The 25,806-nt window shown below is 66.6% G+C and carries 25 protein-coding genes and 1 riboswitch; of the genes, 13 read left to right on the plus strand and 12 right to left on the minus strand.

What is annotated here, in order from left to right; genetic code table 11:
- Positions 1-74: 74 nt before the first annotated feature.
- Both JVX90_RS11125 and JVX90_RS11130 read left to right on the plus strand, forming a co-directional pair.
- Positions 75-794, plus strand: a complete 720-nt coding sequence (locus JVX90_RS11125; RefSeq protein WP_205328845.1) for a DUF6319 family protein — start codon at positions 75-77, stop codon at positions 792-794.
- The gene (locus JVX90_RS11130) at positions 791-1,951 is read left to right on the plus strand and encodes an MFS transporter (RefSeq protein WP_205328846.1); all 1,161 of its coding nucleotides are present in this window, start codon (positions 791-793) and stop codon (positions 1,949-1,951) included. Before JVX90_RS11125 ends, JVX90_RS11130 begins: the two co-directional genes overlap by 4 nt.
- Before the next feature lie 9 nt (positions 1,952-1,960).
- Here JVX90_RS11130 and JVX90_RS11135 read toward each other — a convergent pair whose 3' ends face one another.
- A complete protein-coding gene (locus JVX90_RS11135) occupies positions 1,961-3,223 on the minus strand; it encodes a deoxyguanosinetriphosphate triphosphohydrolase (RefSeq protein WP_205328847.1) in 1,263 nt (420 codons plus the stop codon).
- A 37-nt stretch (positions 3,224-3,260) separates the two neighbouring features.
- Positions 3,261-3,770, minus strand: a complete 510-nt coding sequence (locus JVX90_RS11140) for a cold shock domain-containing protein (RefSeq protein ID WP_205332388.1) — start codon at positions 3,768-3,770, stop codon at positions 3,261-3,263.
- Between the two features lie 277 nt (positions 3,771-4,047).
- Between JVX90_RS11140 and JVX90_RS11145 the strand changes: the two genes are divergently transcribed.
- The 3 genes from JVX90_RS11145 (at position 4,048) to JVX90_RS11155 (ending at position 7,086) form a co-directional block, all read left to right on the plus strand.
- On the plus strand, positions 4,048-5,181 hold the full coding sequence (locus JVX90_RS11145) for a GNAT family N-acetyltransferase (RefSeq protein ID WP_205332389.1): 1,134 nt from the start codon (positions 4,048-4,050) through the stop codon (positions 5,179-5,181).
- Between the two features lie 71 nt (positions 5,182-5,252).
- Complete coding sequence (locus JVX90_RS11150) at positions 5,253-6,239, plus strand: ATP-binding cassette domain-containing protein (protein ID WP_205328848.1); 987 nt, start codon at positions 5,253-5,255, stop codon at positions 6,237-6,239.
- Positions 6,240-6,258: 19 nt separating this feature from the next.
- Complete coding sequence (locus tag JVX90_RS11155) at positions 6,259-7,086, plus strand: ABC transporter permease (RefSeq protein WP_205328849.1); 828 nt, start codon at positions 6,259-6,261, stop codon at positions 7,084-7,086.
- Here JVX90_RS11155 and JVX90_RS11160 read toward each other — a convergent pair.
- From JVX90_RS11160 to JVX90_RS11180, 5 genes are all read right to left on the minus strand, one after another.
- The gene (locus JVX90_RS11160; protein ID WP_205328850.1) at positions 7,079-10,273 is read right to left on the minus strand and encodes a BTAD domain-containing putative transcriptional regulator; all 3,195 of its coding nucleotides are present in this window, start codon (positions 10,271-10,273) and stop codon (positions 7,079-7,081) included. The two genes, JVX90_RS11155 and JVX90_RS11160, sit on opposite strands and share 8 nt — an antisense overlap.
- 19 nt (positions 10,274-10,292) lie before the next feature.
- Positions 10,293-11,060, minus strand: a complete 768-nt coding sequence (locus tag JVX90_RS11165) for an ABC transporter ATP-binding protein (RefSeq protein ID WP_205328851.1) — start codon at positions 11,058-11,060, stop codon at positions 10,293-10,295.
- On the minus strand, positions 11,057-12,088 hold the full coding sequence (locus JVX90_RS11170) for an iron chelate uptake ABC transporter family permease subunit (RefSeq protein WP_205328852.1): 1,032 nt from the start codon (positions 12,086-12,088) through the stop codon (positions 11,057-11,059). The genes JVX90_RS11165 and JVX90_RS11170 overlap by 4 nt, the downstream gene beginning before the upstream one ends.
- A complete protein-coding gene (locus JVX90_RS11175) occupies positions 12,085-13,110 on the minus strand; it encodes an ABC transporter substrate-binding protein (RefSeq protein WP_205328853.1) in 1,026 nt (341 codons plus the stop codon). The genes JVX90_RS11170 and JVX90_RS11175 overlap by 4 nt, the downstream gene beginning before the upstream one ends.
- Before the next feature lie 57 nt (positions 13,111-13,167).
- Positions 13,168-13,350, minus strand: a riboswitch (cobalamin riboswitch).
- 76 nt (positions 13,351-13,426) lie between these two features.
- Positions 13,427-14,155, minus strand: a complete 729-nt coding sequence (locus JVX90_RS11180; RefSeq protein WP_205328854.1) for a hypothetical protein — start codon at positions 14,153-14,155, stop codon at positions 13,427-13,429.
- Positions 14,156-14,381: 226 nt separating this feature from the next.
- Here JVX90_RS11180 and JVX90_RS11185 point away from each other — a divergent pair, with 226 nt between their 5' ends.
- From JVX90_RS11185 to JVX90_RS11195, 3 genes are all read left to right on the plus strand, one after another.
- Positions 14,382-16,010 (plus strand): VWA domain-containing protein, encoded by a 1,629-nt coding sequence (locus JVX90_RS11185; protein WP_205328855.1) that lies wholly within the window; start codon positions 14,382-14,384, stop codon positions 16,008-16,010.
- 114 nt (positions 16,011-16,124) lie between these two features.
- Positions 16,125-17,021, plus strand: a complete 897-nt coding sequence (locus JVX90_RS11190; protein WP_205328856.1) for an alpha/beta fold hydrolase — start codon at positions 16,125-16,127, stop codon at positions 17,019-17,021.
- A gap of 69 nt (positions 17,022-17,090) precedes the next feature.
- Positions 17,091-17,948 carry an SDR family NAD(P)-dependent oxidoreductase gene (locus tag JVX90_RS11195; RefSeq protein WP_240193861.1) on the plus strand — a complete coding sequence of 286 codons (858 nt, stop codon included), beginning with the start codon at positions 17,091-17,093 and terminating at the stop codon, positions 17,946-17,948.
- 9 nt (positions 17,949-17,957) lie between these two features.
- On the opposite strand, the gene JVX90_RS11200 is transcribed toward JVX90_RS11195, so the two are convergent.
- Positions 17,958-19,379: a wax ester/triacylglycerol synthase family O-acyltransferase gene (locus tag JVX90_RS11200; protein WP_205328858.1), complete on the minus strand. Its 1,422-nt coding sequence runs from the start codon at positions 19,377-19,379 to the stop codon at positions 17,958-17,960.
- A gap of 120 nt (positions 19,380-19,499) precedes the next feature.
- Here JVX90_RS11200 and JVX90_RS11205 point away from each other — a divergent pair, with 120 nt between their 5' ends.
- Positions 19,500-20,141, plus strand: a complete 642-nt coding sequence (locus tag JVX90_RS11205) for a pyridoxamine 5'-phosphate oxidase family protein (protein ID WP_205328859.1) — start codon at positions 19,500-19,502, stop codon at positions 20,139-20,141.
- Here the strand turns inward: JVX90_RS11205 and JVX90_RS11210 are convergent.
- Complete coding sequence (locus JVX90_RS11210) at positions 20,138-20,293, minus strand: hypothetical protein (protein ID WP_169332789.1); 156 nt, start codon at positions 20,291-20,293, stop codon at positions 20,138-20,140. The genes JVX90_RS11205 and JVX90_RS11210 overlap by 4 nt on opposite strands.
- Positions 20,294-20,324: 31 nt before the next feature.
- On the opposite strand from JVX90_RS11210, the gene JVX90_RS11215 reads away from it, so the two are divergent.
- Entirely contained in the window at positions 20,325-20,864 is a 540-nt protein-coding gene (locus JVX90_RS11215; RefSeq protein ID WP_240193862.1) for a hypothetical protein, read from the plus strand.
- A gap of 64 nt (positions 20,865-20,928) precedes the next feature.
- Here JVX90_RS11215 and JVX90_RS11220 read toward each other — a convergent pair whose 3' ends face one another.
- Complete coding sequence (locus JVX90_RS11220) at positions 20,929-22,320, minus strand: glycine--tRNA ligase (protein WP_205328861.1); 1,392 nt, start codon at positions 22,318-22,320, stop codon at positions 20,929-20,931.
- Between the two features lie 155 nt (positions 22,321-22,475).
- On the opposite strand from JVX90_RS11220, the gene JVX90_RS11225 reads away from it, so the two are divergent.
- From JVX90_RS11225 to JVX90_RS11235, 3 genes are all read left to right on the plus strand, one after another.
- Positions 22,476-22,778: a metalloregulator ArsR/SmtB family transcription factor gene (locus JVX90_RS11225; protein WP_240193863.1), complete on the plus strand. Its 303-nt coding sequence runs from the start codon at positions 22,476-22,478 to the stop codon at positions 22,776-22,778.
- Positions 22,775-23,182, plus strand: coding sequence for a Fur family transcriptional regulator (locus JVX90_RS11230; RefSeq protein ID WP_205328863.1), 408 nt, complete (start codon positions 22,775-22,777; stop codon positions 23,180-23,182). Before JVX90_RS11225 ends, JVX90_RS11230 begins: the two co-directional genes overlap by 4 nt.
- A gap of 311 nt (positions 23,183-23,493) precedes the next feature.
- Complete coding sequence (locus tag JVX90_RS11235; RefSeq protein WP_205328864.1) at positions 23,494-24,204, plus strand: Clp protease N-terminal domain-containing protein; 711 nt, start codon at positions 23,494-23,496, stop codon at positions 24,202-24,204.
- Between the two features lie 5 nt (positions 24,205-24,209).
- Here JVX90_RS11235 and JVX90_RS11240 read toward each other — a convergent pair whose 3' ends face one another.
- The gene (locus JVX90_RS11240; RefSeq protein WP_205328865.1) at positions 24,210-25,007 is read right to left on the minus strand and encodes an isoprenyl transferase; all 798 of its coding nucleotides are present in this window, start codon (positions 25,005-25,007) and stop codon (positions 24,210-24,212) included.
- On the minus strand, positions 25,007-25,789 hold the full coding sequence (gene recO, locus JVX90_RS11245; RefSeq protein ID WP_205328866.1) for a DNA repair protein RecO: 783 nt from the start codon (positions 25,787-25,789) through the stop codon (positions 25,007-25,009). Before recO ends, JVX90_RS11240 begins: the two co-directional genes overlap by 1 nt.
- Positions 25,790-25,806 lie beyond the last annotated feature (17 nt).

The following is a 25,806-nucleotide window of genomic DNA, read 5'->3' on the forward strand; positions in this document are numbered from 1 at the left end:
CACACCCGTGCGAACAACGCCTTGCCCGTGTGAGACAGTACTCATAGAATCCACTGCCTGGAAGGAATCACGCCATGCCTCCACGCCGTCGTTCGGCCCCCGCGTCGGAATCGCTGACACCTGACGACCTCGCGAGGTTGGCGACCGCGCTGGAGGCCGGCAAACGAGCGACTGTTTATCTCCGGGAGGGGATGTCGGGCCTAGGTCTCGCCGAGGGAGCGTCGGCGCGCGTCATCTCGATCGACGGCTCCACGCTCACCGTGAGCCCGACGGGCGTCGACGACGAGCTGCCTTTTGAAGCGGATGAGCTGCGGATGTCCAAGAAGGCGCCGCCGAAGCCCGAGGTCGCGAAACCCAAGCGTCAGGCAAAACCCAGGACTGCATCGGCGGGTGCCAGCGCACCGACGGCGCCCACCCGTACCGCGGATGCCCAGCGAAGCGCCGCACCGGCGCCGCAGCCGACCGACGCACCGCCGAAGCAGACGCCGAAACCTGCGGCCAAACGTGCGGCAGCGAAGAAGGCGACCGCGTCGGTCAGCGTCACGATCCACGGAACCGCCGACAACGAATGGTCGGTGTCTCTCGTGCGGGGTGCACGCAAGCCGCAACGTTCCCGTCCGGTGACCCCTGAAGCCGTCGACGCCGCGATGCGGAGCCTCGGCGACGCCCCTGCGCACGAGGCAGTGACGGCGCTCCTCAACGCGGCCCGCGAGGAGGCCCAACGTCGCGTTGAACAACTGAGCCGCGAACTCGACGAAGCGCGCCAGGCGCTCGCCGCACTCGACTCGCCGTGACGAGTCCCGCGACGTCGGAGCGGCGCCCACTCCTCATTGTCTTGGCGCTTCTGTTCACCACCGGCTGGGCGACGAATCACTTCGTCGCGATGATGCCGGTCCTTCACGAGCGCAGCGGCATCTCTGATGCGGCGCTGGAAGGAGCGTTCGGGATATACGCCGTCGGCCTGCTCCCCGGACTGCTCACCGGTGGCGGGATCTCCGACCGCGTCGGCAGACGTCCCATCGTCTTGTCCGGTGCGGCGGGGGCGGCGCTCGGCAATCTCCTGATGCTGGTGTGGCACACCGAGCCGGGAGTGTTCGTCGGGCGGTTCGCGGTCGGTCTCGGTGTCGGGCTCGCCGTCAGCGCAGGCACAGCGTGGGCCGCCGATCTCGGTGGAGGGCGGGGGACGGTCGCGGCCGGAGCGACATTGACCGCCGGATTCGGCATCGGCCCTCTGGTCTCCGGCCTGATCGCCCAGTTCAGCGGGTCGGCGTCCGTGGTCGCACCGTTCGTCGTGACCGTGACCGGCTCCGCATTGGCTGTCGTGGCCGGATTCAGTGTCCCTTCGGAGCGACACACCCCGGCTGCGCGTTCACGCCGCGACGACGAGAACACGCGCAGCCTGCGCCGCGCACTGGTGACCAGCCTCCCGATGTCCCTCTGGGTGTTCTCCGCCGTCACGACGTCGGTCGTGACGATGGCCGCCCGCATGTCCGACTTCGACGGCCCGTGGGTGCCGGGTGTCGCTGCGGTTCTCGCTCTCGGGTCCGGCGTAGCGATTCAGGTGCTCGCACGGCGAGGCGGATGGGGCCCTCGCTGCGGCGTCGGGGGCGCGCTGCTCGCCGCCGCGGGCTTCACGGTGGTCGCCGCGTCGGGTTCGGACCCGTCGCCTATCGCCTTCGTGGCAGCATCTGTCGCACTCGGTTCGGGTTACGGCCTGTGCCTCCGTGAGGGTCTGCTCGACGTCGAGACGAACGCGCCCACCGATCGGGCGGGCCTCGCGACCGGCGTGTTCTACGTCGGCACATATCTCGGTTTCGGCCTGCCGGTCCTGCTCCGCGCGATCCAGCCTTCGGCGGGCATCACCGCCCCGATCCTCGTGCTCGCCGCCGGAGCCGTCCTGTGCGCCGCGATTCGCGCATTCCAGATCCGGTCGGGAGTCGTCGCGCGCTGAGACGATCCGTCAGCCGAGGTGGGCTTGCACCTCGGCACTCGACTTGTCGAGGCGTTCGAGGCGCCCCTCGGTCATCGACGCGATCTGGTCGATGACGATGCGTGTGCGTTCGTGGTCGTTCTGCGCCCGATTCCATCGCGCGGCGAAGAACGGGTCGAGGCCGCCGGGTGAGGTGACGAGCAGCATCTCGGCGACGCGGTGGATGCGCTCACGCTGCCGATCCTGGCGGGCTCGGTGCCTCGGGTCGGAGAAGATGAAGCGCAATGCGACGGTCTTGAGCACTGCCACTTCGGCGGCGACGTCGTCGGGAACGCAGAGATCGGCGTCGTATCGGCTGACCGGTTGGAAGTCGACGGCTTTCCGAGTCGAGGTGATCGCGGTCGACGCGAAACGCCCGATCAGTTCAGAGGTGAGTCGTTTGAGGCGCACGGACGCATCGAGCGAACCGTCGAACTCACCGAGCCGAGCGAAGATGTCCATCTCAGACAGTCGCTGCGCCGCGTCGACCAACGACTCCCGGTCGTCCCCGCCGAAGTACTGCATGCCGAGATCTGCCAGTGCCGTCTGGTCGTCTTGTGAACCGAGTTGGCGGAGGTCGATTCGTCCGCCGATCACTCCGTCCTCGAGGTCGTGGACCGAGTAGGCGACATCGTCGGACCAGTCCATGACCTGTGCTTCAAGGCAGCGTCGGCCGTCCGGTGCGCCGGAGCGAACCCAGTCGAGTGCGGCTTCGTCTTCGACGTAAGCGCCGTACTTGCTTCCGGGTGCCGAACGCGACCACGGGTACTTCAGCGTGGAGTCGAGGGACGCTCGGGTGAGATTGAGGCCCGCGCTCTGTCCGTCCGGCCAGAGGATCTTGGGTTCGAGCGCGGTGAGGATGCGCAGATTCTGCGCATTGCCCTCGAATCCGCCTCGGTCGCGGGCGACCTCCTCCAGCGCACGTTCACCGTTGTGCCCGTACGGCGGGTGTCCGATGTCGTGCGCTAGACCGGCCAGTTCGACGAGGTCCGGGTCGCAGCCCAGACCGACCGCGATTCCGCGGCCGATCTGGCCCACTTCCAAGGAATGTGTCAGGCGCGTGCGGGGATTGTCACCCTCACGCGGCCCGACGACCTGCGTCTTGTCCGCGAGGCGCCGGAGTGCTGCCGAGTGCAGCACGCGGGCGCGATCGCGGGCGAAGTCGCTCCGATGGTCGGTTGTGGGATCGACGACGGCGAGCTTGGGCGCTTCGGCCACCATGCGTTCGACGTCGTCTGCGCTGTACACCGCCATAGGCGGGTCAGCAGCGAACCGACCAGCAGGTCCGGAATTAATCGTTCGACCACCCACGCGCAGCGGCGAGGTCGAGGATCCGCGAACGGATCGCCGTGATCTGACGCGCGGTCAGGTCGGGCGACGAATCGAGGAGCAGCTCGGTGATCTCGTTCGACAGCGGGCCGCCTGCGTTGCGACTCGGACGACGCGGGCCGCGGTCGCCGCCACGATCACCGCGGTCGTTGCGGTCGAAACGGTCACGACGGTCGCCGCGATCTCCGCGGTCGCGGTCGCCGAAACGACCACGGGTGTCTTCACGACGGTGAGCGCGCTCAGCGGCGGGATCGCCTGCCGGAGCCTCCTCGGTCACCTTCACGTTCGTGGCCTTCGAGCCACGGTCGGTGCTCTCGACGTCGAACTCCACAACTGCGCCGGGGCGCAGCAGGTTCTCGTCGATGCTGATGTCATTGATGTGCAGGAACACGTCGTCCCCACCGTCGACCGGTGCCAGGAATCCGAACCCGCGATTCGAGTCGAAATGCACAACCTTGCCGCTGACAGCCACCACAATCTCACTCTCTGAATATGCGCCCACATCGCGGACCCCTTGCCCGCGCGGCGCACTCGCCTTCAATCATGCCTTATCAGAGGCTTTCGCACCTAGAGAAAACGCCTGGTCTAGACGCGAATCACTCCCCGTGTGCATCGCGGTCGGGAGCGCCGCGGATCGGTCCACTACATTCGGCAGGGTGATCGTCCACGTGCCCAGCAGCAATGTCCGGATCGAACCTCTCACCTCCCCTCACCAGGTGAGAGAGGCGTTCGCCGTCTTCGGGCGAGCCATGATCGGACTCGACTTCGGCGATCTGGACGCGGCGACGATCACCGAGGACGGTCGCTACTTCGGTGCGTTCGACGGCGAACGGATCGTCGGCGGCGCCGACTCGTACGCAACGTCGCTGACCGTGCCCGGTGGGGCGCGTCTCCCGCATGCGGCCGTCACTCACATCGGCGTGCTGCCGACCCACCGCCGTCGTGGTGTGCTGACCGCCCTCATCGCCAGACAGCTCACCGAAGCGGCGGCTCGCGGCGAAGCGGTCGCGACCCTGCGAGCATCCGAGGCGGTGATCTACGGACGGTACGGATACGGAATCGCGTCGCACAGCCGCTCGGCTCGAATCGATCGGATCCGGACCGGCCTGCGCCAGCTTCCCGACGATCCCGGCGCCGTACGGATCGCGGACGACGTCGACGTCTCGTCGTTGGCCGCGATACACGAACGGATCACGACACCCGGCGCGACCACACGGTCGGCGTCCTGGTGGGTCAATGCAGAACGGCGGGCGCACGCAGAGCCGCTTCGCTACGTGATCGTCCACAGCACCGACGGCGTCGACGACGGGTACGCCGTCTACCGTCCGCTCGATTCCGCGACGTGGTGGACCAGCCGGAATCGGACCATTCAAGTCACCGATTTCGTCGCTCTGAACAGCGCCGCACATCGTGCGCTGTGGGCCCACCTGTTCAGCCTCGATCTCGTCGACACGATCACCGTCGCTTCGCTGTCCGTCGACGATCCGCTGCCCCTGCTCGTGACCGATCAGCGATCGGTACAGCTCGGCGAGGTCCACGATGAGATCTGGCTCCGGCTCATCGACGTCGAAGCGGCGCTGGCCGCCCGCTCGTACGGGCACGGACGACCCGTCACGATCGCCGTCCGCGACCGTCGGCTCCCGTCCAACGAGGGGCGGTACCGAATCACCGCAGACGGCGCAGAGCGCAGCTCGACCGCCGCGGACGTCACCGTCGACGTGGCCGACTTGGCGTCGGTCTACCTCGGCGGCACCCGCTGGCGTCAACTCGCTGCAGCCGGACGGCTGCACGAGGGTTCGGCCCATCCCGGCCCGGATGTGATCGCCGCCCTCGACCTGCTCTTCGCCACCGATCACGCACCTTTCTCGGGCACCATGTTCTGACGCCAGACCACAACAGCCCCGTGTAAGACGACGTAAGGGCCACGACAGGTCAACCGAGCAGAGTGCTCGGCATGACTTCAATTCTCGCGCCGCACGGCGCCACCGCATCGTCGCCGAGGGCCGGCGTGGAACTCGCCATCGACGCCCGCGGCCTGGTCAAGCGCTTCGGCGACAACACCGCGGTCGACGGCGTCGACCTGCAGGTTCCCGCCGGCTCCGTCTACGGGGTCCTCGGTCCAAACGGGGCAGGCAAGACCACCACCGTCAGCATGCTCGCAACCCTCCTGCGGCCCGATGCCGGAGAGGCGACAGTGTTCGGGTACGACGTGGTCGACGACGCCGTCGCCGTCCGCTCCCTCATCGGCGTCACCGGGCAGTACGCATCCGTCGACGAAGATCTGAGCGCCCGCCAGAACCTGATCCTGTTCGGCAGACTGCTCGGAAGGTCGAGGAGCCGGTCGAAGGCCCGCGCCGACGAACTCCTCACCGACTTCGCACTCGAAGAAGCCGCCGATCGCCCACTCAAGGACTTCTCCGGCGGCATGCGACGACGCCTGGACCTCGCGGCCAGCCTGATCGACACGCCTCCCCTCCTGTTCCTCGACGAACCGACGACGGGCCTCGACCCGCGTACTCGCGCCCAGATGTGGGAGACGATCCGGAAACTGGTCGCTCAGGGCTCAACCGTCCTCCTGACCACCCAGTACCTCGACGAGGCGGACCAGCTGGCCGACCGCATCGCCGTCATCGACCGCGGTCGCGTGATCGCCGACGGAACCGCCGACCAGCTCAAGCAGTCGATCGGCACAAGCACCCTGACGCTCACGCCAGTCGACCACGCCCACGCCGCGACTGTCGCCGAGCTCGCGGAAGCAGTCCTCGGCGAACCGGCGACGTTGAGTGCCGAAGCCGGCCGCGTCACCACTCCCCTGCACCGGCAAGACCTGGTGCCCGACCTCCTCATCGCCCTCCGGGACCGCGACATCACCGTCGACGAGATCGCCGTGTCCAAGCCCAGCTTGGACGAGGTGTTCCTCACCATCACCGGCCGCGACTGAGCGAAAGGACTCCTTCACCATGACAACCACTCTCGAGCGGACATCGATCAGCATCGACTCGGTCCGCAGTTCCGCAAAAACCTCGGTCAGCGTCGCCGACGCGGTCCGCCAGTCGTTCTCGTTCGCGTTCCGCGGCCTGGTCAAGATGCGCCGCAACCCCGAACAGTTCTTCGACGTCGTGCTGCAGCCGATCATCTTCACACTGATGTTCACCTACATCTTCGGCGGAGCGATCAGCGGCGACGTCAGTTCCTATCTGCCCGTCATCATCCCCGGCATCCTCGTCCAGACGGTCATCGTCACCTCCATCGTCACCGGCACGCAGCTGCGCGAGGACATGAACAAAGGCGTCTTCGACCGATTCCGGTCGCTGCCGATCGCACGGATCAGTCCACTCGCGGGAGCCCTGTTGGCCGATGTCGTCCGTTATCTGCTGGCGAGTGTCATCACGTTCACGGTCGGCATCGCGATGGGTTGGCGTCCCGAACCCCTCGGTGTCCTCGCATCTGTCGTCCTCGTCTTGATCTGCAGTTTCGCCGTCTCGTGGATCTTCGCGCTGATGGGGTGCCTCATGAGCAAGGCGTCGTCCGTCCAGGGCGTGTCGATGATGATCATGTTCCCGCTCACGTTCATGTCGAACGCGTTCGTGCCCGTCGAGACGATGCCGGGTTGGCTGCGCAGTTTCGTGAACGTCAATCCGATCAGTCATCTCGTCTCGGCCGTCCGTGAACTCTGCAACGACGGTCACGTCGGAACGCACGTCCTCTGGAGCCTGCTCGGCGCCGCTGTGATCGTCGTGATCTTCGCGCCGCTGGCCGTCCGGGCGTACATCCGCACCGCTAAGTAGCAGCCGCTGACCGGCGCTCGGCGAACTGCTCGTGCAGTTCGTCGAGCGCCTTCTTCCGCGACAGCGCAGCGGTGTCGGCGACGACCGCCTCCCATTCGGCGCCACTGCAGCCAGACAGGCTTTCCGCGTCCTCGATCAGTTCGTGGACGGCCGGGTAGTCGTGGCGGGGCCGCAGCCGCAGACCCAACGCCATCCACCGGGCCCCCGCGGGGTCGCCGGGCGCCTGGAGGCAGCGCCGGACACCGCTGACGAAGGCGACGCCCGCGCTGTGCGGGACATCGACCCAGCCTGCGTGATCACGCATCGACAACACCGCATCGGCCAATGCGAGGAGACTCTCGTCGACGCCCTCGGTTGTTCCGAGTCTGATGCGCGCGGCGACCGTCGCCGTCACGCACCCCATCAGCCCCGGGTCCCGAGACGTGTCGTCGCTCTGTCCGAGAAGGAGGTCGGCGGCTCGCTGCAGCAGGCCGACGATCGCACCGACCGGTTCGGTGGCGGCGAGCCGCTGGTACTCGGCCATAACGATCATCATCAGCGCGACTGTCTCCGGATTCCCTTGCGGAGTCGGATCATTCGGCTTCCACCCATCGCTGAGCTCATCGATCGCCACTCGCGCACGGTCGAGTTCCCCCAGCGAGAGCAGCATCGCGATGATGTACCCGTCCACCTGCCGTGCGTCGTCGACGGCGCCGAGCTTGTTCAACCGGTCGACGGCCCGTTCGTACAGGGTCAGCGCCTGCGCCCAGCGGCCCTGCTGTCCGATGACGCTGGCCGTCGTCATGTCGGTCATCGCCGCCGCGAACGAGTCCGGACGCTCGGCGAGAGCCGCGACCTCGCCGCTGTCGGCGAGCGCCCCGTCTAGATCACCCGCGTTCTCGCGCACGTTGAACCGGATCGTGAGCGCCACCCACCGGACACGGTCCGGCCGATGAGGTTCGAGGCCGCGCAGAACCGTGCGATAGGCCTTCAACGGACGACGCGCCAACGACACCGCGACCAGAAACTCCACCACGTCGTCGTAGGTCCGTTCCGGCCGATGCAGGCGGCGCAGTCGATACGCGGCGGTCGCGACCCGACGCAGGTCGCGGTGCGGGAGCAGGTGCACCGCACCGATCAGCAGCGTCAGTTGCCACGCGGTTCGTGTGTCGTCGTCCGGATCGGTCGGCGGCGTTCCAAGAGCGTCGATGACCCGGACACCCCACGCGCCCACCTCCTGGTGCAGTCCTCGGCTGGCCCAGAACGCCGCGATCACGGGAAAGACCGCGACGACGACGTCCACGGCGGGTGCGTTTCCGGCCGCGACTGCGCGGCGCAGCACCCACACGAGATTCTCGCTCTCGACGTCGACTTCCGCCGCCAGCACACTGTCCGGCGACTGGTCGTAGCGACCGCGCACGTCTCGGCACATCTCGCGCGCCCACTGTCCCATCCGGGCGGTCGTCTCGGCGACCTCACCCGCCTCGGACGCGCGTCGCTCGCCGAACTCTCGAACCATCTCGAGCATCCGAAAGCGGGTGCGGCCGCCGGACTCGTCCACCTGCAGCAACGACTGATCGACCAACGCCGTCAACGCGTCGGCCAACACCGCTCCCGACACGCCGACGACGACTGCCGCGGCCGCGTTCGAGAAACCATCAGGAAACAGGCACGTCCGACGCAGTGCGACTCGGGCATCGTCGTCGAGCAGGTCCCAACTCCAGTCGATGACCGCCTCGAGTGTCCGATGACGATGCGGCGCCGTCCGATCGGCGGATCGGAGGAGCCCGAATCGCTCGACCAGACCGTCGCTGATCTCGCCGACGCTCATCACTCGAGTTCGAGCGGCCGCCAACTCGATGGCCAGCGGCACACCGTCGAGGTGGGCGCAGAGTGCCGCGACCGCGACCGGGTCGAGTTCCGCGTCCGGACGCACGGACAGCGCGCGAGCGGTGAACAGTTCCACTCCCGCCGACGCCGCCCCTTCTGTGTCGAGCACGGGCAGCCGATACACCTGCTCCGCAGCGATGAGCAGCGGCGACCGGCTGGTGACGACGACGCGCAGCGCGGGCAGAGCGGTGATCAGCCCCTGGACCAGAACCGCGCAGGCATCGATCACCTGCTCGCAGTTGTCGAGAACGAGAACGGCGTCGACAGCGCGCAGCGCGTCACCGAGGCTGTCCGTGAGATCACGCAGATGCAGCCTGGGCACCGACGAGGTCCGCACGTCCGACTCGCCGACGCCGAGTGCCGACGCCACCACACCGATCAAGTCGTCGTCGTCGCGGACAGCGGCGAGCGGAACATAGAAGACGGATGCCCCGCTGTCCGAGAGGTCGTCGCCCATCGCAGAGGCGATGCTCGTCTTACCGACTCCGCCGGGACCCAGAACGGTCACGACCCGGTGCCGGGCGATCAGGTCGTGAAGTGACGCCAGATCCTCGGCACGTCCGATCAGGGGCTCGGGGCGCAGCCTGGGTGACCGACGTGTCGCCCTCGTCTGCGGTCTGCCTGCGACGAGTGCGGCGTTCAGAGCCGTCGCCTCCGCGCCCGGATCCGCGCCGAGTTCCTCCGCGAGTGTGCGCCTGAGCGCGGCGTACACGGCGAGCGCCTCGTTCTTTCGTCCGTCGGCGGCGAGTGCACGCATCAGCAGCACGTGCGCGGATTCGTCGAGACGGTCGTCGGCCATCCGGGCGCGGGCGATGTCGGAGGCCGTCGCATAGTCGCCTGAAGCGAACGCCGAATGCGCCCGAGCGTCGTCGAGGTGAATGCGCAACCGGTCGGCTTCGACGCGGAGCCGTTCCGCGGGGCCGTCATCGGTGCCGAGGTCGGCTCCCGGGATGCCGCGCCACAGGCGTACCGCGGCCTCCGGATCGCCTCGCGTCAGCAGCCGTTCCACTGATTCGAGGTCGGTGGCGAGACCGGTCAGGCGATAGGAGCCGTCCGAACCCGCGAGGTCCGCGTCACCCACCAAGGGACGCAGACGGGAGATCTGAGTGTGCAGCGCCGCCTGCGCCGACTTGGGCCGATCGTCGCCCCACACGTCGTCGATGAGGGCAGCCGACGACACCGGGCGTCCACCTGCGAGAACCAGTGCGACCAGGAGTCTGCGGGCGCGAACGCCCGGCACGGCACGTCCGTCGACTGTGACCGGACCGAGCAGCCCGATCACCGGCGGCACGAGCGGCTCCCGACTGTCCGACGACATTTCTCCAACCCTACAAGCGTCAACGGCGATCCACTCGGACCCACAGTCCGTCGTCGTCGACGATGCGGGCCTTGACGTCGAAGACGGACGCCACAGTCTCCTCGGTGAGAGTTTCTGCCGGAGTTCCGTCGGCGACGACTCTGCCGCCCGCCAAGACGACGATGCGGTCGCAGTAGGCCGCGGCGAGGTTGAGGTCGTGCAACGCGACGATCGCAGCCGCGGACGTCTTCTGAACGTGTGTCGACACCAGGTCGAGCAGACTGAGCTGATACTTGACGTCGAGATGGTTCGTCGGCTCGTCGAGGATCATCACCTCGGGCTCCTGGACGAATGCCCGTGCGATCTGGACTCGCTGACGTTCACCTCCCGACAGTGCGCCGTAGCGCTCGCCGAGCAGCCCTTCGATGTCGGTTTCCCGCGCCACGGTGGCGATCACTCGCCTGTCCCGATCCGAGCCGATCGCCCACGACCGACGGTGCGGCGTGCGGCCGAGTTCGAGTACGTCGGCCACTGTCGGATTCTGATCGGTGACGGCGGCCTGTTCGACGAACGCGATTCGACGTGCGGCGGTGCGCCTGGACACCGACCTGAGGTCGTCGCCGTCGAGGTCGACCCGCCCACGCGTCGGACGGCGGAGTCCGGCGAGGAGCCGCAGCAACGACGACTTCCCCGACCCGTTCGGCCCGATCAACCCGACGACGTCGCCCGCGCCGACGGTGAGATCCACCCCGGTCAGGATGGTCCGCCGTCCCACGTCCCACCCGATGTCGTGCGCCTGGAGGATCATCGTCTGCCCTCTCGGATCAGGACCACGACGAACGCCGGGACACCGACGATCGCGGTGATCACGCCGATCGGCAGTTCACGCGGTTCGATGAGCACACGGCCTGCGACGTCCGCCCACACGAGGAACAACGCTCCGAGCAGCGCAAGCGTCGGCATCATCACTCGGTGCCGCACCCCGACGATCGCCCGCGCTGCGTGCGGCAGCACGAGACCGACGAATCCGATCGCGCCTGCGACACTGACCACCACAGCGGTGATCAGGGCCGTGACCGACAGGAGCACGAGCCTCGTGCGCGCCACGTGGATCCCGAGGGACGCTGCCGCATCGTCGCCGAAGGAGAACGCGTCGAGCGCGCCGGCGTACAGCAGACACACGATGAGCCCGGCCACCGTCACGGCTCCGCACATCGCGACCTCGGTCCACGACGGAGACGACAACGACCCGAGCAACCAGAAGAGCACTCCACGGGTCTGCTCAGCATCCGCGGACGTGTAGACGATGAACGAGGTCAACGCCGAGAAGAGCTGCGTCACGGCGATTCCAGCCAGCACCACCCGGTCCGTCGTGCCGCCCGCGAGCCGAGCGAGGAGAAGGACGAGCGCAAACGCGGCGATGGCGCCGACGAACGCGCCGCCGGCCATGCCGATGACACCCGCGCCCACCCCGAGGAGGATCACCGACACCGCGCCGACCGACGCTCCCGAGGAGACGCCGAGGACGAACGGATCGGCGAGCGGGTTCCGCAGCAACGACTGCAGCACACCGCCGCACACCGCGAGGCCCGCGCCGCACGCGGCGGCCAGGACCGACTGCGGGAGCCGGAGCCGCCAGATGATCGACTCCTCGAGCCGACTCAAGCCGGACGTGCCGCCGACGATCTCCGCGCGTAGAGACGCGGCGACGTCGGACATGCCGAGACCGGAAGGGCCGATCGTCACCGCGAAGCCGATCGAGATCATCAGCAGCACCAGACCGCCCAGCCACAGTGCGGCGAGGGCGGTCGGTCGGGTCTGCAGGCGGTGGATCATCGGCCCAGGCCGAGCCGTTTCAATCCGGCCGCCACATCCGAGATGCCGTAAACCGTCCGCAGCGAGGGATTCATCGCGGCCCCGGACAACAGGATATAGCGCTTGTTCTTCACTGCTTCCATCTCACGGGTGACCGGATTGGACTCGAGGAACGCGATCTTGCCCTTCGCTGATTCGCCGGTCTGGATGTCGCGCGTCAGGTCTCCGAGGACGAGGACCTCCGGATCACGGCTCGCGACCACTTCCCAGTTGATCTGCGGCCATTCGTCGTGCGTGTCGTCGAAAACGTTCTTCAGGCCGAGTGCGGAACTGATCACCCCGGGCGCGCCACAGCAGCCTGCGAGATAAGGCGACTCGGAGTCGGAGAACCAGTACGCGACCCGCGTCCCGCGTGCATCGATCGAATCGGCGGCCGCCTGAGCGCGACTCCTCAGATCCGCGATCACCGCGGCCGCCCGGTCCGCAGTCGCGGTGAGAGTCCCGAGTTCGGTGATCTCCTTGTAGACCGAGTCGAGGGTCATCGGTTCGTCTCGGGAGCCGTCCCCGCCGGAGTCGTTCTTGCCTTCGCAGTCCGACGGCGCGAGGTAGGTGGGCACGCCCAGGTCGGTGAACCGTTGGCGCGGCGCCGTGCCGCCCTTGCCGAGCGTGGAACCGAACGACGCCGTGACCAGGTCCGGCTCCTCGGCGAGCACCGCCTCGAACGACGGCCAGTCGTCGGAGATCCGCTTCACGCGTGCATTGGCGTCGGCGAGCGACGGGAGGACAGGGTCGGTCCACGTCGCGGTACCAGCGATACGGTCGGCCAGGCCCAGCGAAAGCAGGACCTCCGTGCTGCCCTGGTTCAGCGAGACGATGTGTCGAGGCGGCGCGTCGACAGCCACCGACTGGCCGCAGTTCTGGAGGGTCACCGGAAAGCCTTCGGCGGAGGCAGTTGACGATTCCGGATCGGTCGCTCCACATCCGGCGACGGCGAGAATGAGAACGGTCGAGCCGATCAGGATATGACGTGCGGTGAGAGACATGGAGTCCTTCAGCGGGTCCGAGTCTGTTTTCGCGAGACTCTCAGCGGATCCTGCGGACCGCTGCCCGCCGGAGCCAGCAGGTCTTCGGACTCGAGGTCTGCCGCTTGCCGAACGCCTTCCCAGTGTTCTCACCAGTGGCATCGTGTCCGGAACGTCGCTCTCACCGCTGCGCGTCAGTTCCGGATTCGCACCGGATTCCCTACCCGACTCGTCGGGCGCGCTGGCCCGTCCATCGTACGGTCCGGCCACTCGCCGCACACAGCGCCGCCCTCCCCCGCCGATGGGCGGAGGAGGGCGGCTGCTGAGTACCGGCGAACTACTTCGCGGTCGCGATGCCGAGCGACGGGAAGAAGTAGCAGGTGGCGTCGCCCTTCTTCACCGATCCGTAGATCGCGGAGAGCACGGTTCCCGACCCGGTGTCGACGATTCCGCCGCGCACTCCGTTGGACGGAATCAGGTTCAGAGCAGGCTTGAGGGTCGTGTCGACTGCGAGCTGTGCGGCCCCTTTCAGTCCGGGCGCGAGCTTGCCGATCCGCTTCGCGACGCCGTCGAGGATGACATCCGTGATGCCACCCATCGGAGCACCGAGACCGCCCTTCATCGTGTTGATGTTGAACCACGCCGCCTGCATTCCGGACTTGTCACCGGAGTCGTTGAAGGCTCCGATCGGCACAAAGCCGTACAGGATCTCGCCCTTCTGCACCGCGTTCAGGTCGATGTCGACAAGCGGCACCGTCAGGTCTCCGATAGGCGGCGTGTACGGACCCGGAACTGCGCCGCCGAGCGCCAGCGGGAAGGTGAAGTCGGTGCAGGCGCCGATGGTGGGCGTGAATGGAGTGATACCGAACTGCTTGAGGATCGCGTTCGCGGCTTCGATTCCGCCGGTGACGTCTGCGGCGTCCGTCGGCTGGGGGTTGATCGAATCGAGCGCGTTCTTGGCGGCTAGGGATTGGCCGGTGGGCGCGGCGTGGGCCGGGGCGGTGGCGACACCGCCGAGCAGGGCTGCGGACGCGGCGACAGCGACGGCGGCGAGACGGATCTTCATGAGGGCACTCCAGAATTGACGAAGAACAGGGATCGGGTGCAGACGATGGTGTCGTGAAATCACTCTCGCCACATCGGTCTCGTGCCGAAATGTGATGAATGCGTGCCCAATCGTGACCTGCGTTCACACGTTCGTACTACACGGCGCTGTGCTGTCGTTCGTCCGTTCGAAGTAATAGGGACCTGGCGTTCGATCATCAGTGACCCGGCGGACGTACTCTGCGCTGGTGAACGAACGTCGTCGTCTGGTCGCCGTCGCTGTCCTGTCGCTCGCCACAGTCCTGGCCGGATGCTCCGTCGAAGGCTCACCGGCCCGAGTCGCAGGCTCCGCTCCGACGTCCAAGGCGATCACCGCGATCGCGCCGACAGCGTTGATCATCGACGCATCGGACTCGATGCTCACCGCAGATGCGCCAGGACCGCGGATCGATGCGGCGCGATCAGCCGCCACCGGTCTCGTCGACTCGATACCCGCCGGGTCGCGACTGGCAGTTCTCGCCTACGGCACCGGCACAGGGAACGCCCCGAAGGAGCGCCGCGCCGGGTGCCGAGACGTGCGAGTCCTCATCCCGCTGGGGTCAGTCGACAAGGATGCCGCGAGGTCAGCGATCGCCGGCGTCACTCCGCGCGGATTCACACCGATCGCGGAATCGCTGAAGCGCGCAGCCGAACAACTGCCGACCGCCACCAGCGCATCGATAGTTCTGATCTCCGATGGCGAGGACACCTGCGGCACTCCACCGTGCGACGTCGCGAAAGAGCTCAAACGGTCCCACCCCAAGCTGTCGATCTCAACTGTCGGATTCAAGACGTCAGGCGCGGCGAGCGACCAACTACGGTGCGTCGCCGGGAGCACCGGCGGGATGTTCGTCGGCGCAGCGAACCGGGCCCAGCTGGAAGCTCGACTGTTGGCCACACAGGACGAGAACGCACAAGCCACCGTGCTCAACGGCCCGTCGTTCAACGGGATCGAGTTGGGCGAGAAGATCGACGGCATCCGCCGGGAGCATGGCGACTTCCCGACGTCGTCGACACGAGACGGCGACCTGACCGTGTACCACTGGCACGACTGCGACTGGGCGTTCAACACAGACGGCGAACTCGTCGAGATCCGTCCCGGAAGCGGGACGACCACCATCGACGGCATCGGGAGCGGCAGCAGTGTCGCCGATGCGACCAGGTTCTACGGCGTGCCGGTGTCGGATACAGACAACGGCGACGGAACCCGCACCGTCGTCTTCGACGCGGGTACAGCTGACGGCACCGGGTACCGCGCGACAGTTCAGGGCGAGGGCGCCGCCGGACGCATCGTGGCCATCGTCGCCTGCGGCTGCGCCGCACAACCCGCCGCGCATACTCGACTTCCCGATTCACCGCCGCAGTCCGGGTCCTGCCCGACCTCGATGACCGGACAGACCGACGTGAAACACCCGCAGTTGGGAACGGTCCGGGTGTTCCTCGTCGCGCCGGGCGATTCGGCGGGCTCGGGATGCGTGATCTCGGTGACCGAGACGGGCGCGGTCCTTCCGACCATCAAGGTCGGTGTCTACAACAACAGCCTGTCGTTCTACTCCCCCGCGTCGGACACCACCGGCAACACGTTTGTGAAGTACAACCCGGGGCGATACGACGGGGTCCTGATCCTGGTCCCGACTCCGACCGGATTCGCCGATCCCGGCATCGACGAATCCGGATACACCGGCAAATTTCTGTTCTACTACGCCGAGGCGAAGGGCCCGGGGCCCGACGGACGGTACGTGATCGAACAGAGCAGCAACAATTGCACACCCGACTGCGCAGGCGGAACGATCACCAAGAAGACACTGCGGTGGAACGGACGCGACTACACCGAATGACGGTCAGGCGCCGTTGACGCGTCGACGTGATCGAGCATAAGTCGACCTGTGGCATAGTGATCGAAACTACTGGAACGTGTTTCAGTTTCTTGCTGCCGACCGAAGGCTGGATCGATGAGTAGTACACGCCGGGACCTCGGCTCCCGACTGCCCGCCAACGTCCGGATCCCCAACGTGGAGATCCCCGACGGTCGCATGGTCAACCTCCCAGGCCGCGGATCGACGTACGTCACCGACACATCCGGCCCGACAGACGACGCACCCGCCATTCTGCTGCTGCACGCACTGTCCACCACCGGCCTGCTCACGTGGTTCCCGAGCATCCCGGCACTGTCCAGGAAGTTCCGCGTCATCACGATGGACCAGCGGCTGCACGGCCGCGGCATCGACACCGACAAGTTCACCCTGCACGACTGCGCCGACGACGCTGCCGCCGTGTTGGACGCACTCGGCATCGACAAGGCGATCATCGCGGGGTTCTCGATGGGATCACTCATCGCGCAGCGGGTCTGGCGACAGCATCCCGATCGTGTCGGCGGACTTGTGCTGTGTGCCAGCACCGACCAGTTCCAGACCAACACGACCGAGCGGCTGTTCCACCGCGCCATGGGAATGTCCCTCGGTTCACCCCGACGACGGACGCCCGTCAAAGGCGTGGCACCGCGACCGGTTGATCCCGCCGACGACATCCACCGCTGGGCGCTGGCCGAGTTCAAATCCACTCGTCCAGCCGCGGTCGGACGTGCCGTCGCCGCCATCGGCGGCCACCACACCAAGCCGTGGATCCGCGAGATCAACGTGCCGACCGCGGTTGTCGTCCCCTTGCGCGACAAGGCGATACCCCCGGCCCGTCAGATGGCGATGGCACGACGCATTCCGGGTGCCACCATCCACGAGGTCGACGCAGGACACTCGTGCTGCGTGATGAACGCCGACGCGTTCGTCCCGGTGCTCATCGAGGCGACGAACACCGTCCTCGCGCGCTGGCGCGAGAACAGCACCCGCAACTGACTACCCTCCCGCTCGGTGGGAGCGAACACGCTTCGCCGGGGTGAGCGGGAGTACGCACTGAGGATGGACATGAACGCAACCCGCATCGCCGTTGTCACCGGAGCATCTCGCGGTGCAGGCAAAGGCATCGCCCTTGCACTCGCCTCGACCGGTGCCACCGTCTACGTCACCGGCCGGACCGCGGCCGAGGGTCAAGCCGACCTGCCCGGGACCGTCGCGCAGACCGCTGAAGAGGTCACGGCGCGCGGCGGAGTCGGCATCCCCGTGATCGTCGACCATTCCGACGACGCTCAGGTCGCCGCCCTGTTCGATCGAGTCCGCGCAGAGCAGGGCAGGCTCGACATCCTCGTGAACAACGCGATCGCCATCCCATCGGCTCTCACGAAGAAGGGGCCGTTCTGGGAGAAGCCGCTGGACCTCACCGATCTGTTCGACGTCGGCATGCGTTCGTCGTACGTGTCATCGTTCTACGCCGGCCCGTTGCTCGCCGCCAACGGTTCGGGGCTGGTGGTCAACACGTCGTCGTTCGGCGGATCCTGCTACATGCACGGCCCCGCCTATGGTGCCGGAAAAGCCGCCGTCGACAAGATGGCCCACGACATGGCCGTCGACTTCAAACCGTTCGGCGTCGCCGTGATCTCCCTGTGGATGGGCCTGCTCAAGACCGAGCGGACGATGGCCGCCTTCGCCGAGAACCCAGCGATGTACGAGGGTCTGGCCGCGACCGCGGAGACCGTCGAGTTCCCCGGTCGAATCATCGACGCTCTACACCGCGACCCGGCGCTGATGGAGCGCACCGGACAAGTCCTCGTCGGAGCCGAGATCGCACAGGAACTGGGAGTGACCGATGTCGACGGCAACCAGCCGCCGTCGCACCGCCCGTTCCTGGGCGACCCGCCGACGTTCAGCGCCGCCGTCGTCGAATGATTCCGCGGTCTAGTCGACCGCGCTGACGCCCTCTTCGGCCACTTCCTTGAGCCTGGCGAGTTCGCGCGGGAAGTGTTCGACCATTGTCTGCGGGTTCCGTACGCTCTGTTCGGAGGCGATGATCCCGACGTGCACGACACCGTTGTTCGACAGCACCGTGATGTTGAGGCCAGCGCCGTGGAACACCGGACCGAGCGGGTACAGACCGTCGATCCGCGCACCCATGAAGTAGAGCGGGATCGGCGGGCCGGGCACGTTCGAGATCACCAGATTGTGCACCACCGGATGCTTCTCGGCGAGGCGCAGACCCGCGTAGGCGCGGACCGCGAGGCCGAAGGTGCGCGGTGCCGCGAACTCGGCCCAGTCCTGCAGTGTGTCGGCGGGGATCGCCTTGTGGTGCTCTTTGGCATTCTTGTTGGCCTCGGTCATCGATTGGAGGCGCTCCATCGGGTCGTCGATGTCGGTGCCGAGTCGCGCGAACAGAGCAGAGACCTTGTTCGCACCGCCTTCACGCTCGGACTCGCCGCGGACGGATACGGGCACGGACGCGAGAAGCGGCGCTTCCGGCAGCTCGCCCCGCTCGTCGAGGTAGGCGCGAAGCGCTCCACCCGCAACACTGAGGACGATGTCGTTGACAGTGGCACCGGTGGCTCGGCGAACTGTCTTGATGTCCTCGAGATCCATGTCGGCGACGGCGATCGTGCGGTGACCGTCGATGGTCCCGTTGAACGAGGTTCGCGGGGCCGTGAAGGGAGGCGCCATAGCTGTGCCTTCGCGTGCGCGGCCGATCGTCGCGGTGATCAGCCCCACCGACGGCATCACCATCTTCGGGATCGACAAGGGACGAGCGAGGGTGTCGAGCAGCCCACGACCGAAGAGTTCCAGACCGCCGGGACCGCTCTCGTTGCGCGCGTCTGCGTCGGGAGCGAGCGGCGGCGCGTCCGGTTCGAGGCTGCACAGGTACGAGATGAGGTTCGAGCCGGACGCGCCGTCGACCGTCGCATGGTGCATCTTCGAGAAGATCACGACGTTCTCTACGTCGTTCGAGTCGATATACCCCTCGATCAGCCACATCTCCCACAGGGGACGGTTCCGATCCATCGGCAGGCCGGCGAGATGTCCGCATACTTCCACGAGTTCGGCGTAGCTCGCGGGTTTCGGCAAGGCCATCCGGTGGAAGTGGTGATTGATGTCGAAGTGGTCGTCGTTCACCCAGATCGGATGCCCGAGATCGAGGGGAACGCGCCGGATCTTGCGAGTGAACTGCGGAACCTTCCGCACTCGCGATTCCAGCGTGTCTCGCATCGTGGCGTACGAGTAGCCGCCTGGCATCGTCGTCGTGTCGAGGACGAGGAGTCCACAGACATGCATCAGTTGCTCGGGGGTCTCAAGGTAGAGGAAGCTTGCGTCAAGGCCACTCAGTCGGTCCATGCCGGCGACACTACATCAGCAAACTAGAACAGGTTCTAGTTTGTTTGGAAAATGTGCTCACCCGCACATTCAGCAGGTCACAGCGTCGCTCGAACGACCGATCGGTGTTTCACTGAGGCCATGGGAAATCGCTACCAGCACATCGTGTTCGGCGAATCCGCCCGCGCGCGACAACGTTCCGCCGGCAGCATCGGAGCCTACGGCGGTGAGGCCTCAGACAACTGCGTCTCCGACGACGAGGGCCCGCAGGAACTCGGCACACGCGAAGTGGCGATGCTGACATCCGCCTTTCAATTCCACCTCGCCACCGTCACCGAATCAGGTTGGCCATATGTCCAATACCGAAGCGGTCCAGCCGGATTCGTCCACCACCTCGGTGGCAACCGAATCGCTTTCGCGGACTTCCGCGGCAACCGGCAGTTCGTCTCCACAGGCAACATCGACGCAGACGGCCGGGTCGCGATCTTCGTCGCCGATTACCCCTTGCGCAGTCGTCTCAAGGTGTTCGGCCGCGCACACGTGTCCAACGACCCCGAGTTCCTCCGACGACTCCGCCGGGTGGACGGCGGCGAGATCTCCGCGACGTGCGAGCGCAGCATCGTCGTCGACGTGGAGGCCTTCGACTGGAACTGCTCTCGCAGCCTGGTCCCCCAGTACACGGCGGACCAGGTCCGTGAGCGGGTCCAGCCGTACATCGACCGGATAGCCGAACTGCAGAGTGAGGTCGCCGCACTCCGGGCCGCGGCCGAGGAGAAGCCCTAGCGAGTCCGCTGCCGGTACACCCAGAAGCCGAGGATCGCCAGCCAGACCGGCACGGCAATCGCGAGCATCATCCACTGCTGCTGACCGACCATCATGGCGCAGGCGACGAACATCAGCACACAGGCGAAGAAGATGAGAAATCGGGGGTTCACATGTGAACAGTACCGACTACGCTCTGCAGGAATGGCAGTCCTGCATCAGGCGACGATCACGCCCACCAAACTCGAACTCGTCATCGCACATCTCGATGCGGTCCCGTGGGGCGGATCGGGCGAAGTCACGATGATCGGCGGATATCGTTTCGACGACCCAGCGGGCAGAGTCGGCGTCGAAGCACTGCTGGTCAATCGCGGCGGCCGCGTGCTGCACGTTCCGCTCACCTACCGCGACGCTCCCCTGCCGGGCGCTGACGCACACCTCATCACAACCATGACCCACTCCGTGCTCGGCGACCGGTGGATCTACGACGCCGCCGCCGATCCCGTGGGCGTCGACTGCTTCACGCGAGCGCTGCACGGAGATCTGCAGCAGGCCGAACTCGAAGTCCACAAAGCCGACGGGACCGTCGTTCCGATGGACCCGCCCGTCCGGATACGCCTGGAGGGCACGTCGCCGGGGAACGACATCCTCTTCACCCACGACCTCGCCGAACCCGCCATCGGCGACGCACGGCTCGTGGCAGGTTGGGACGACGGCTTCGGCGTCGTCGCCGCACTCGCCTGACACACTGCGCCTACAACGAAGCCCGCCACCGGTCGTGCGGTGGCGGGCTCGTCGTCGAACGGGGTCAGGACCCGATGAGCTTGCCGCCGAGATACTCGACGACCTTGTCCAGCGAGACACGTTCCTGGCTCATGGTGTCGCGCTCACGGATCGTGACAGCCTGGTCGTCGAGTGTGTCGAAGTCGACGGTCACGCAGAACGGCGTGCCGATCTCGTCCTGGCGGCGGTAGCGCTTGCCGATGCCCTGCGCGTCGTCGAACTCGACGTTCCAGTGCTTGCGCAGTTCCGCGGCGAGGTCGCGGGCCTTCGGCGACAGCTTCTCGTTGCGCGACAGCGGAAGCACTGCGGCCTTGACCGGCGCGAGACGACGATCGAGCTTGAGGACCGTGCGGGTGTCGGTGCCGCCCTTGGCGTTCGGGACCTCTTCGTCGGTGTAGGCGTCGCACAGGAACGCCATCATCGACCGGCCGAGTCCTGCGGCGGGCTCGATGACGAACGGCGTGTACTTCTCACCGGTGGCCTGATCGAAGTAGATCAGATCCTCGCCGGAGGCCTTGCTGTGCGTCGCGAGATCGTAGTCGGTACGGTTCGCAACACCTTCGAGCTCGCCCCACGGGTTGCCGCTGAAGCCGAACTTGTACTCGACGTCGACGGTGCGCTTCGAGTAGTGCGACAGCTTCTCTTTCGGGTGATCGTAAAGACGCAGGTTCTCCGGGTCGATGCCGAGGTCGACGTACCAGTTGTAGCGGGCGTCGATCCAGTGCTGGTGCCATTCCTCGTCGTCACCCGGCTTGACGAAGAACTCCATCTCCATCTGCTCGAACTCTCGAGTGCGGAAGATGAAGTTGCCGGGGGTGATCTCGTTGCGGAAGCTCTTGCCGACCTGCGCGATGCCGAACGGCGGCTTGCGCCGCGAGGTGGTCATGACGTTCTTGAAGTTGATGAAGATGCCCTGCGCCGTCTCCGGGCGGAGGTAGTGCAGTCCCTCGGAGTCGTCAACGGGGCCGAGGAAGGTCTTGAGCAGACCCGAGAACGACTTCGGTTCGGTCCACTGCCCCTTGGTTCCACACTCCGGGCAGCCGATCTCCGACATCGGAACGGTGTCCGGGTCGTCGATGCCCTTCTTAAGCGCGTACGCCTCCTGGAGGTGATCCTGGCGCTGACGCTTGTGGCAATTGGTGCACTCGATGAGCGGATCGGTGAACACGTCCACATGGCCCGACGCCTCCCACACCCGACGCGGGAGGATGACCGACGAGTCGAGGCCGACGACGTCGTCACGCGAGGTGACCATGGTGCGCCACCACTGACGCTTGATGTTGTCCTTCAACTCGACGCCCAGCGGGCCGTAGTCCCAGGCCGAGCGCGTACCGCCGTAGATCTCACCGCAGGGGTACACCAGACCGCGCCGCTTGGCGAGGTTGACGACAGCATCGACTTTGGACTGCACAGCCACGGTTTCTGATCTCCACGACGTTGGGGTTGGGGAACAGTCACCAGGGTAGTCGTTGCGTGCAGCACCGCATCACTACCCTCCACGACGAAAGGGCAAATGACAATCACTTCCTTTAAGATGGTGGAATGGTTCACCCGAGTCCCTCCATGGCGCCGATGACAGACCATGCGGGAAACGCCGCTGCCGCCGATCTCCTGCGGTCCCTCGCCTCGCCCGCCAGAGTCGCCATCGTCCTGAGCCTGCGTGAACGATCGATGTGTGTCCACGAGCTCGTCGACACGCTGCACCTGAACCAGCCGCAGGTGAGCCAGCACTTGAGTGTTCTGAAGAAGTCCGGCGTTGTCGTCGGAACCCGGCGCGGCAGGGAGATCGACTACGCACTCGCCGACGACCACGTCGCCCACATCGTCGTCGACGCCCTCATCCACGCGTCGGAACTGCGTGAGACCAAGCCATGAGCGAGAAGCCCGCCAAGCCGGTGACCGGCCAACGATCCACCAAACAGCGTGCCGCGATCGCCGACGTGCTGGCGTCCACCGACGACTTCCTGTCGGCACAGCAGCTGCACGACAAGTTGCGTGACCGAGGCGAGTCGATCGGCCTAACCACTGTCTATCGGAATCTCACCGCTCTCACCGAGGCGGCCCAGATCGACGCCATCTGGGACGGCTCCGGCGAGACGCGCTACCGCCACTGCTCCACCGGCCACCATCACCATTTGGTCTGCCGGGAGTGCGGCACCACAGTGGAGGTCCAGGCTGATCCCGTCGAACGCTGGGCCGCCCGCATCGCGTCCGACAACGGCTTCAGCGACATCAGCCACACGGTGGAGATCTTCGGCACCTGCGCCGCCTGCTCCTGAGATCGGTCGCCCCATCCAGGTCCGACGGCATAGTGTCGCCGAACGTCGATACAACGACCGATCTTCGGAGTATCCCCAACCAGGATGGAACCGATTTCCCGTTCTGCGCGTCCAACCTTGTATGGACGACTCCGGTGTGTACACACGCGCACAACTCCTGGCGATGGGCTACGACGACGATCAGATCCGCCGAGCAGTGCAGTCCGGCGTCCCGGCCCGACGCCGCGCCGGCTGGTAGGGACTGGGACGGCGTACTTGCCATCGTCAACCAATGGTTGACGCGCAACTGTCTGTCAACCTACGGTTGACGCATGGCCGAACCGACACGACTCGACTCCATCAACCTCGACGACCTGATCCGGGGCATCACCGAGAACTCCGACGACCCACTGGACCGTCTCACTTCGGCAGTCCTGACCGGGGAACACCTCGATCAGACGTCAGATCATCTCGTCGGCCACTTCGTGGACGCGGCTCGCGCTGCGGGCGCCTCGTGGAACGACATCGGAGGGTGCCTCGGAGTGACGAAGCAGGCCGCACAGAAGCGGTTCACCCCGGGCGCTGTGAAACTGGACCCGAGCAAAGGCTTCGCCGCCTTCACCGAACGCGCTCGGAACGTGCTCGCTGCAGCGCACAACGACGCCACGTCGGCAGGGAATCCGGAAGTCACCGCCGCGCACTTGGCAGCCGCGCTGCTCGACGACGAGACGTCCCTCGCCACATTGCTCCTGACGCGCCAGGGCGTGGACCCGGTCGAGGTCCGGAAGGCCGTTGCGGCAGCGTCGCCGATCATCGACGGCGAGGCCCCCGACCTGGTCCCCTACGACGCATCGGCGCGCAAAGCACTCGAGCTCACCTTCCGCCACGGACTACGGCTCGGCCACGCCTACATCGGCACCGAGCACATCCTGCTCGCGCTCCTCGAAGTGGAGAACGGCGAGGGACCACTCGCCGATGCGGGCGTCGACCGCGCCGCACTGGAATCGGACCTCACCGCGATGCTCGACGCGATGACTCCCTGATCAGGTCAGGCGCTGCCGAAGCGGCGGTCGCGTTTGGCGTACTCGAGGCACGCGGCCCACAAGTCGCGACGGTCGAAGTCCGGGAAGAGCTTCTCCTGGTACACCATCTCGGCGTATGCGGACTGCCAGAGCAGAAAGTTGGACAGCCGCTGCTCACCGGACGGCCGCAGGAACAGGTCGACGTCTGGCATGTCCGGCTCATCGAGGTATTTGGCGAACGACGCCTCGGTGATCCGCTCGGGGTCTATCTCCCCTCGGGCGGCGCGGCGGGCGATCTCTCGTGCCGCGTCGGCGATCTCGGCACGTCCGCCGTAATTGACGCACATGGTGAGCGTCATGACGGTGTTGTTCTTCGTCAGCTCTTCGGCGACCTCGAGCTCTTTGATGACGCTGCGCCACAGGCGAGGGCGTCGACCGGCCCACCGGACACGTACACCCATCTCGTTCATCTCATCGCGGCGACGACGGATCACGTCGCGATTGAATCCCATCAGGAACTTGACCTCGTCGGGGCTGCGCGACCAGTTCTCAGTGGAGAACGCGTAGGCGGACAGCCACTTGACGCCGATCTCGATGGACCCGCACACCGAGTCCATCAGCACTGCTTCGCCGCGCTTGTGTCCTTCGGTTCGAGGCAGTCCCCGCTCCTGCGCCCATCGACCGTTGCCGTCCATCACCAGAGCGACATGATTCGGGACGAACTCGGCGGGGATCGCGGGCGGCACAGCGCCGGACGGGTGGGGGTCCGGCGGCCGGACCACAACGGGCTCCGTCGGCGTCGGACGTCGGCGCAAGCTTGCCATCAGCTGACCTGACCTTCCAGGGGATGTTCATCGGTGATGATCGCGTGCGGCGCGTGCCGTTCGATCAGCGGAAGTGTGCGTAGTTGCCGTTCCAGGTGCCATTGCAGGTGAGCAGCTGTGAGACCGCTCGCCTGCCGACGCTGGGAGTCGGTGGCGGCGCTGACGTGGTCCCATTCGCCGCGTGCGAGCGCGTCCATCACGTCGAGCACTCCGACCGACGGGGTCGCTGCACCCGCCGGACGGCAGTGGATGCACACGGCTCCCCCGACAGCGACGTGAAAGGCACGATGCGGTCCGGGTTGTGCACACCGGGCGCATACGTCCAGGGCCGGCATCCAGCCGGCCGTCGACATCGCGCGCAGCAGGAAGGCGTCGAGGATCCACTGTCGATCACGACGGTTCTCGGCCAACGCCTGCAGTGCTCCGACCGTCAGCCGGTGCAGCTGTTTGGCCGGTGCCCGCTCCTCCCCGGCAAGACGCTCCGCGGTCTCGAGCACCGCGCACGCCGTTGTGTATCGCCCGTAGTCGGCGGCGATGTCGTCGGAGAAGGCGTGCAGGCTGTGCACCTGGGTCACGATGTCGAGGTTGCGGCCAGGGTAGAAGTGCACGTCGACGTGTGCGAAGGGTTCGAGTCTCGCGCCGAACTTGGAGCGGGTACGGCGAATCCCCTTGGCCACCGCGCGCACCAGCCCGTGCTCTGCGGTGAGGAAGGTGATGATGCGGTCGGCTTCGCCCAGCTTGTGCTGGCGCAGCACCACCGCTTCGTCGGAGTAGAACCTCACCAGGTCATTGTCCCACC

The organism is Gordonia sp. PDNC005, from assembly GCF_016919385.1.
GTDB lineage: Bacteria > Actinomycetota > Actinomycetes > Mycobacteriales > Mycobacteriaceae > Gordonia.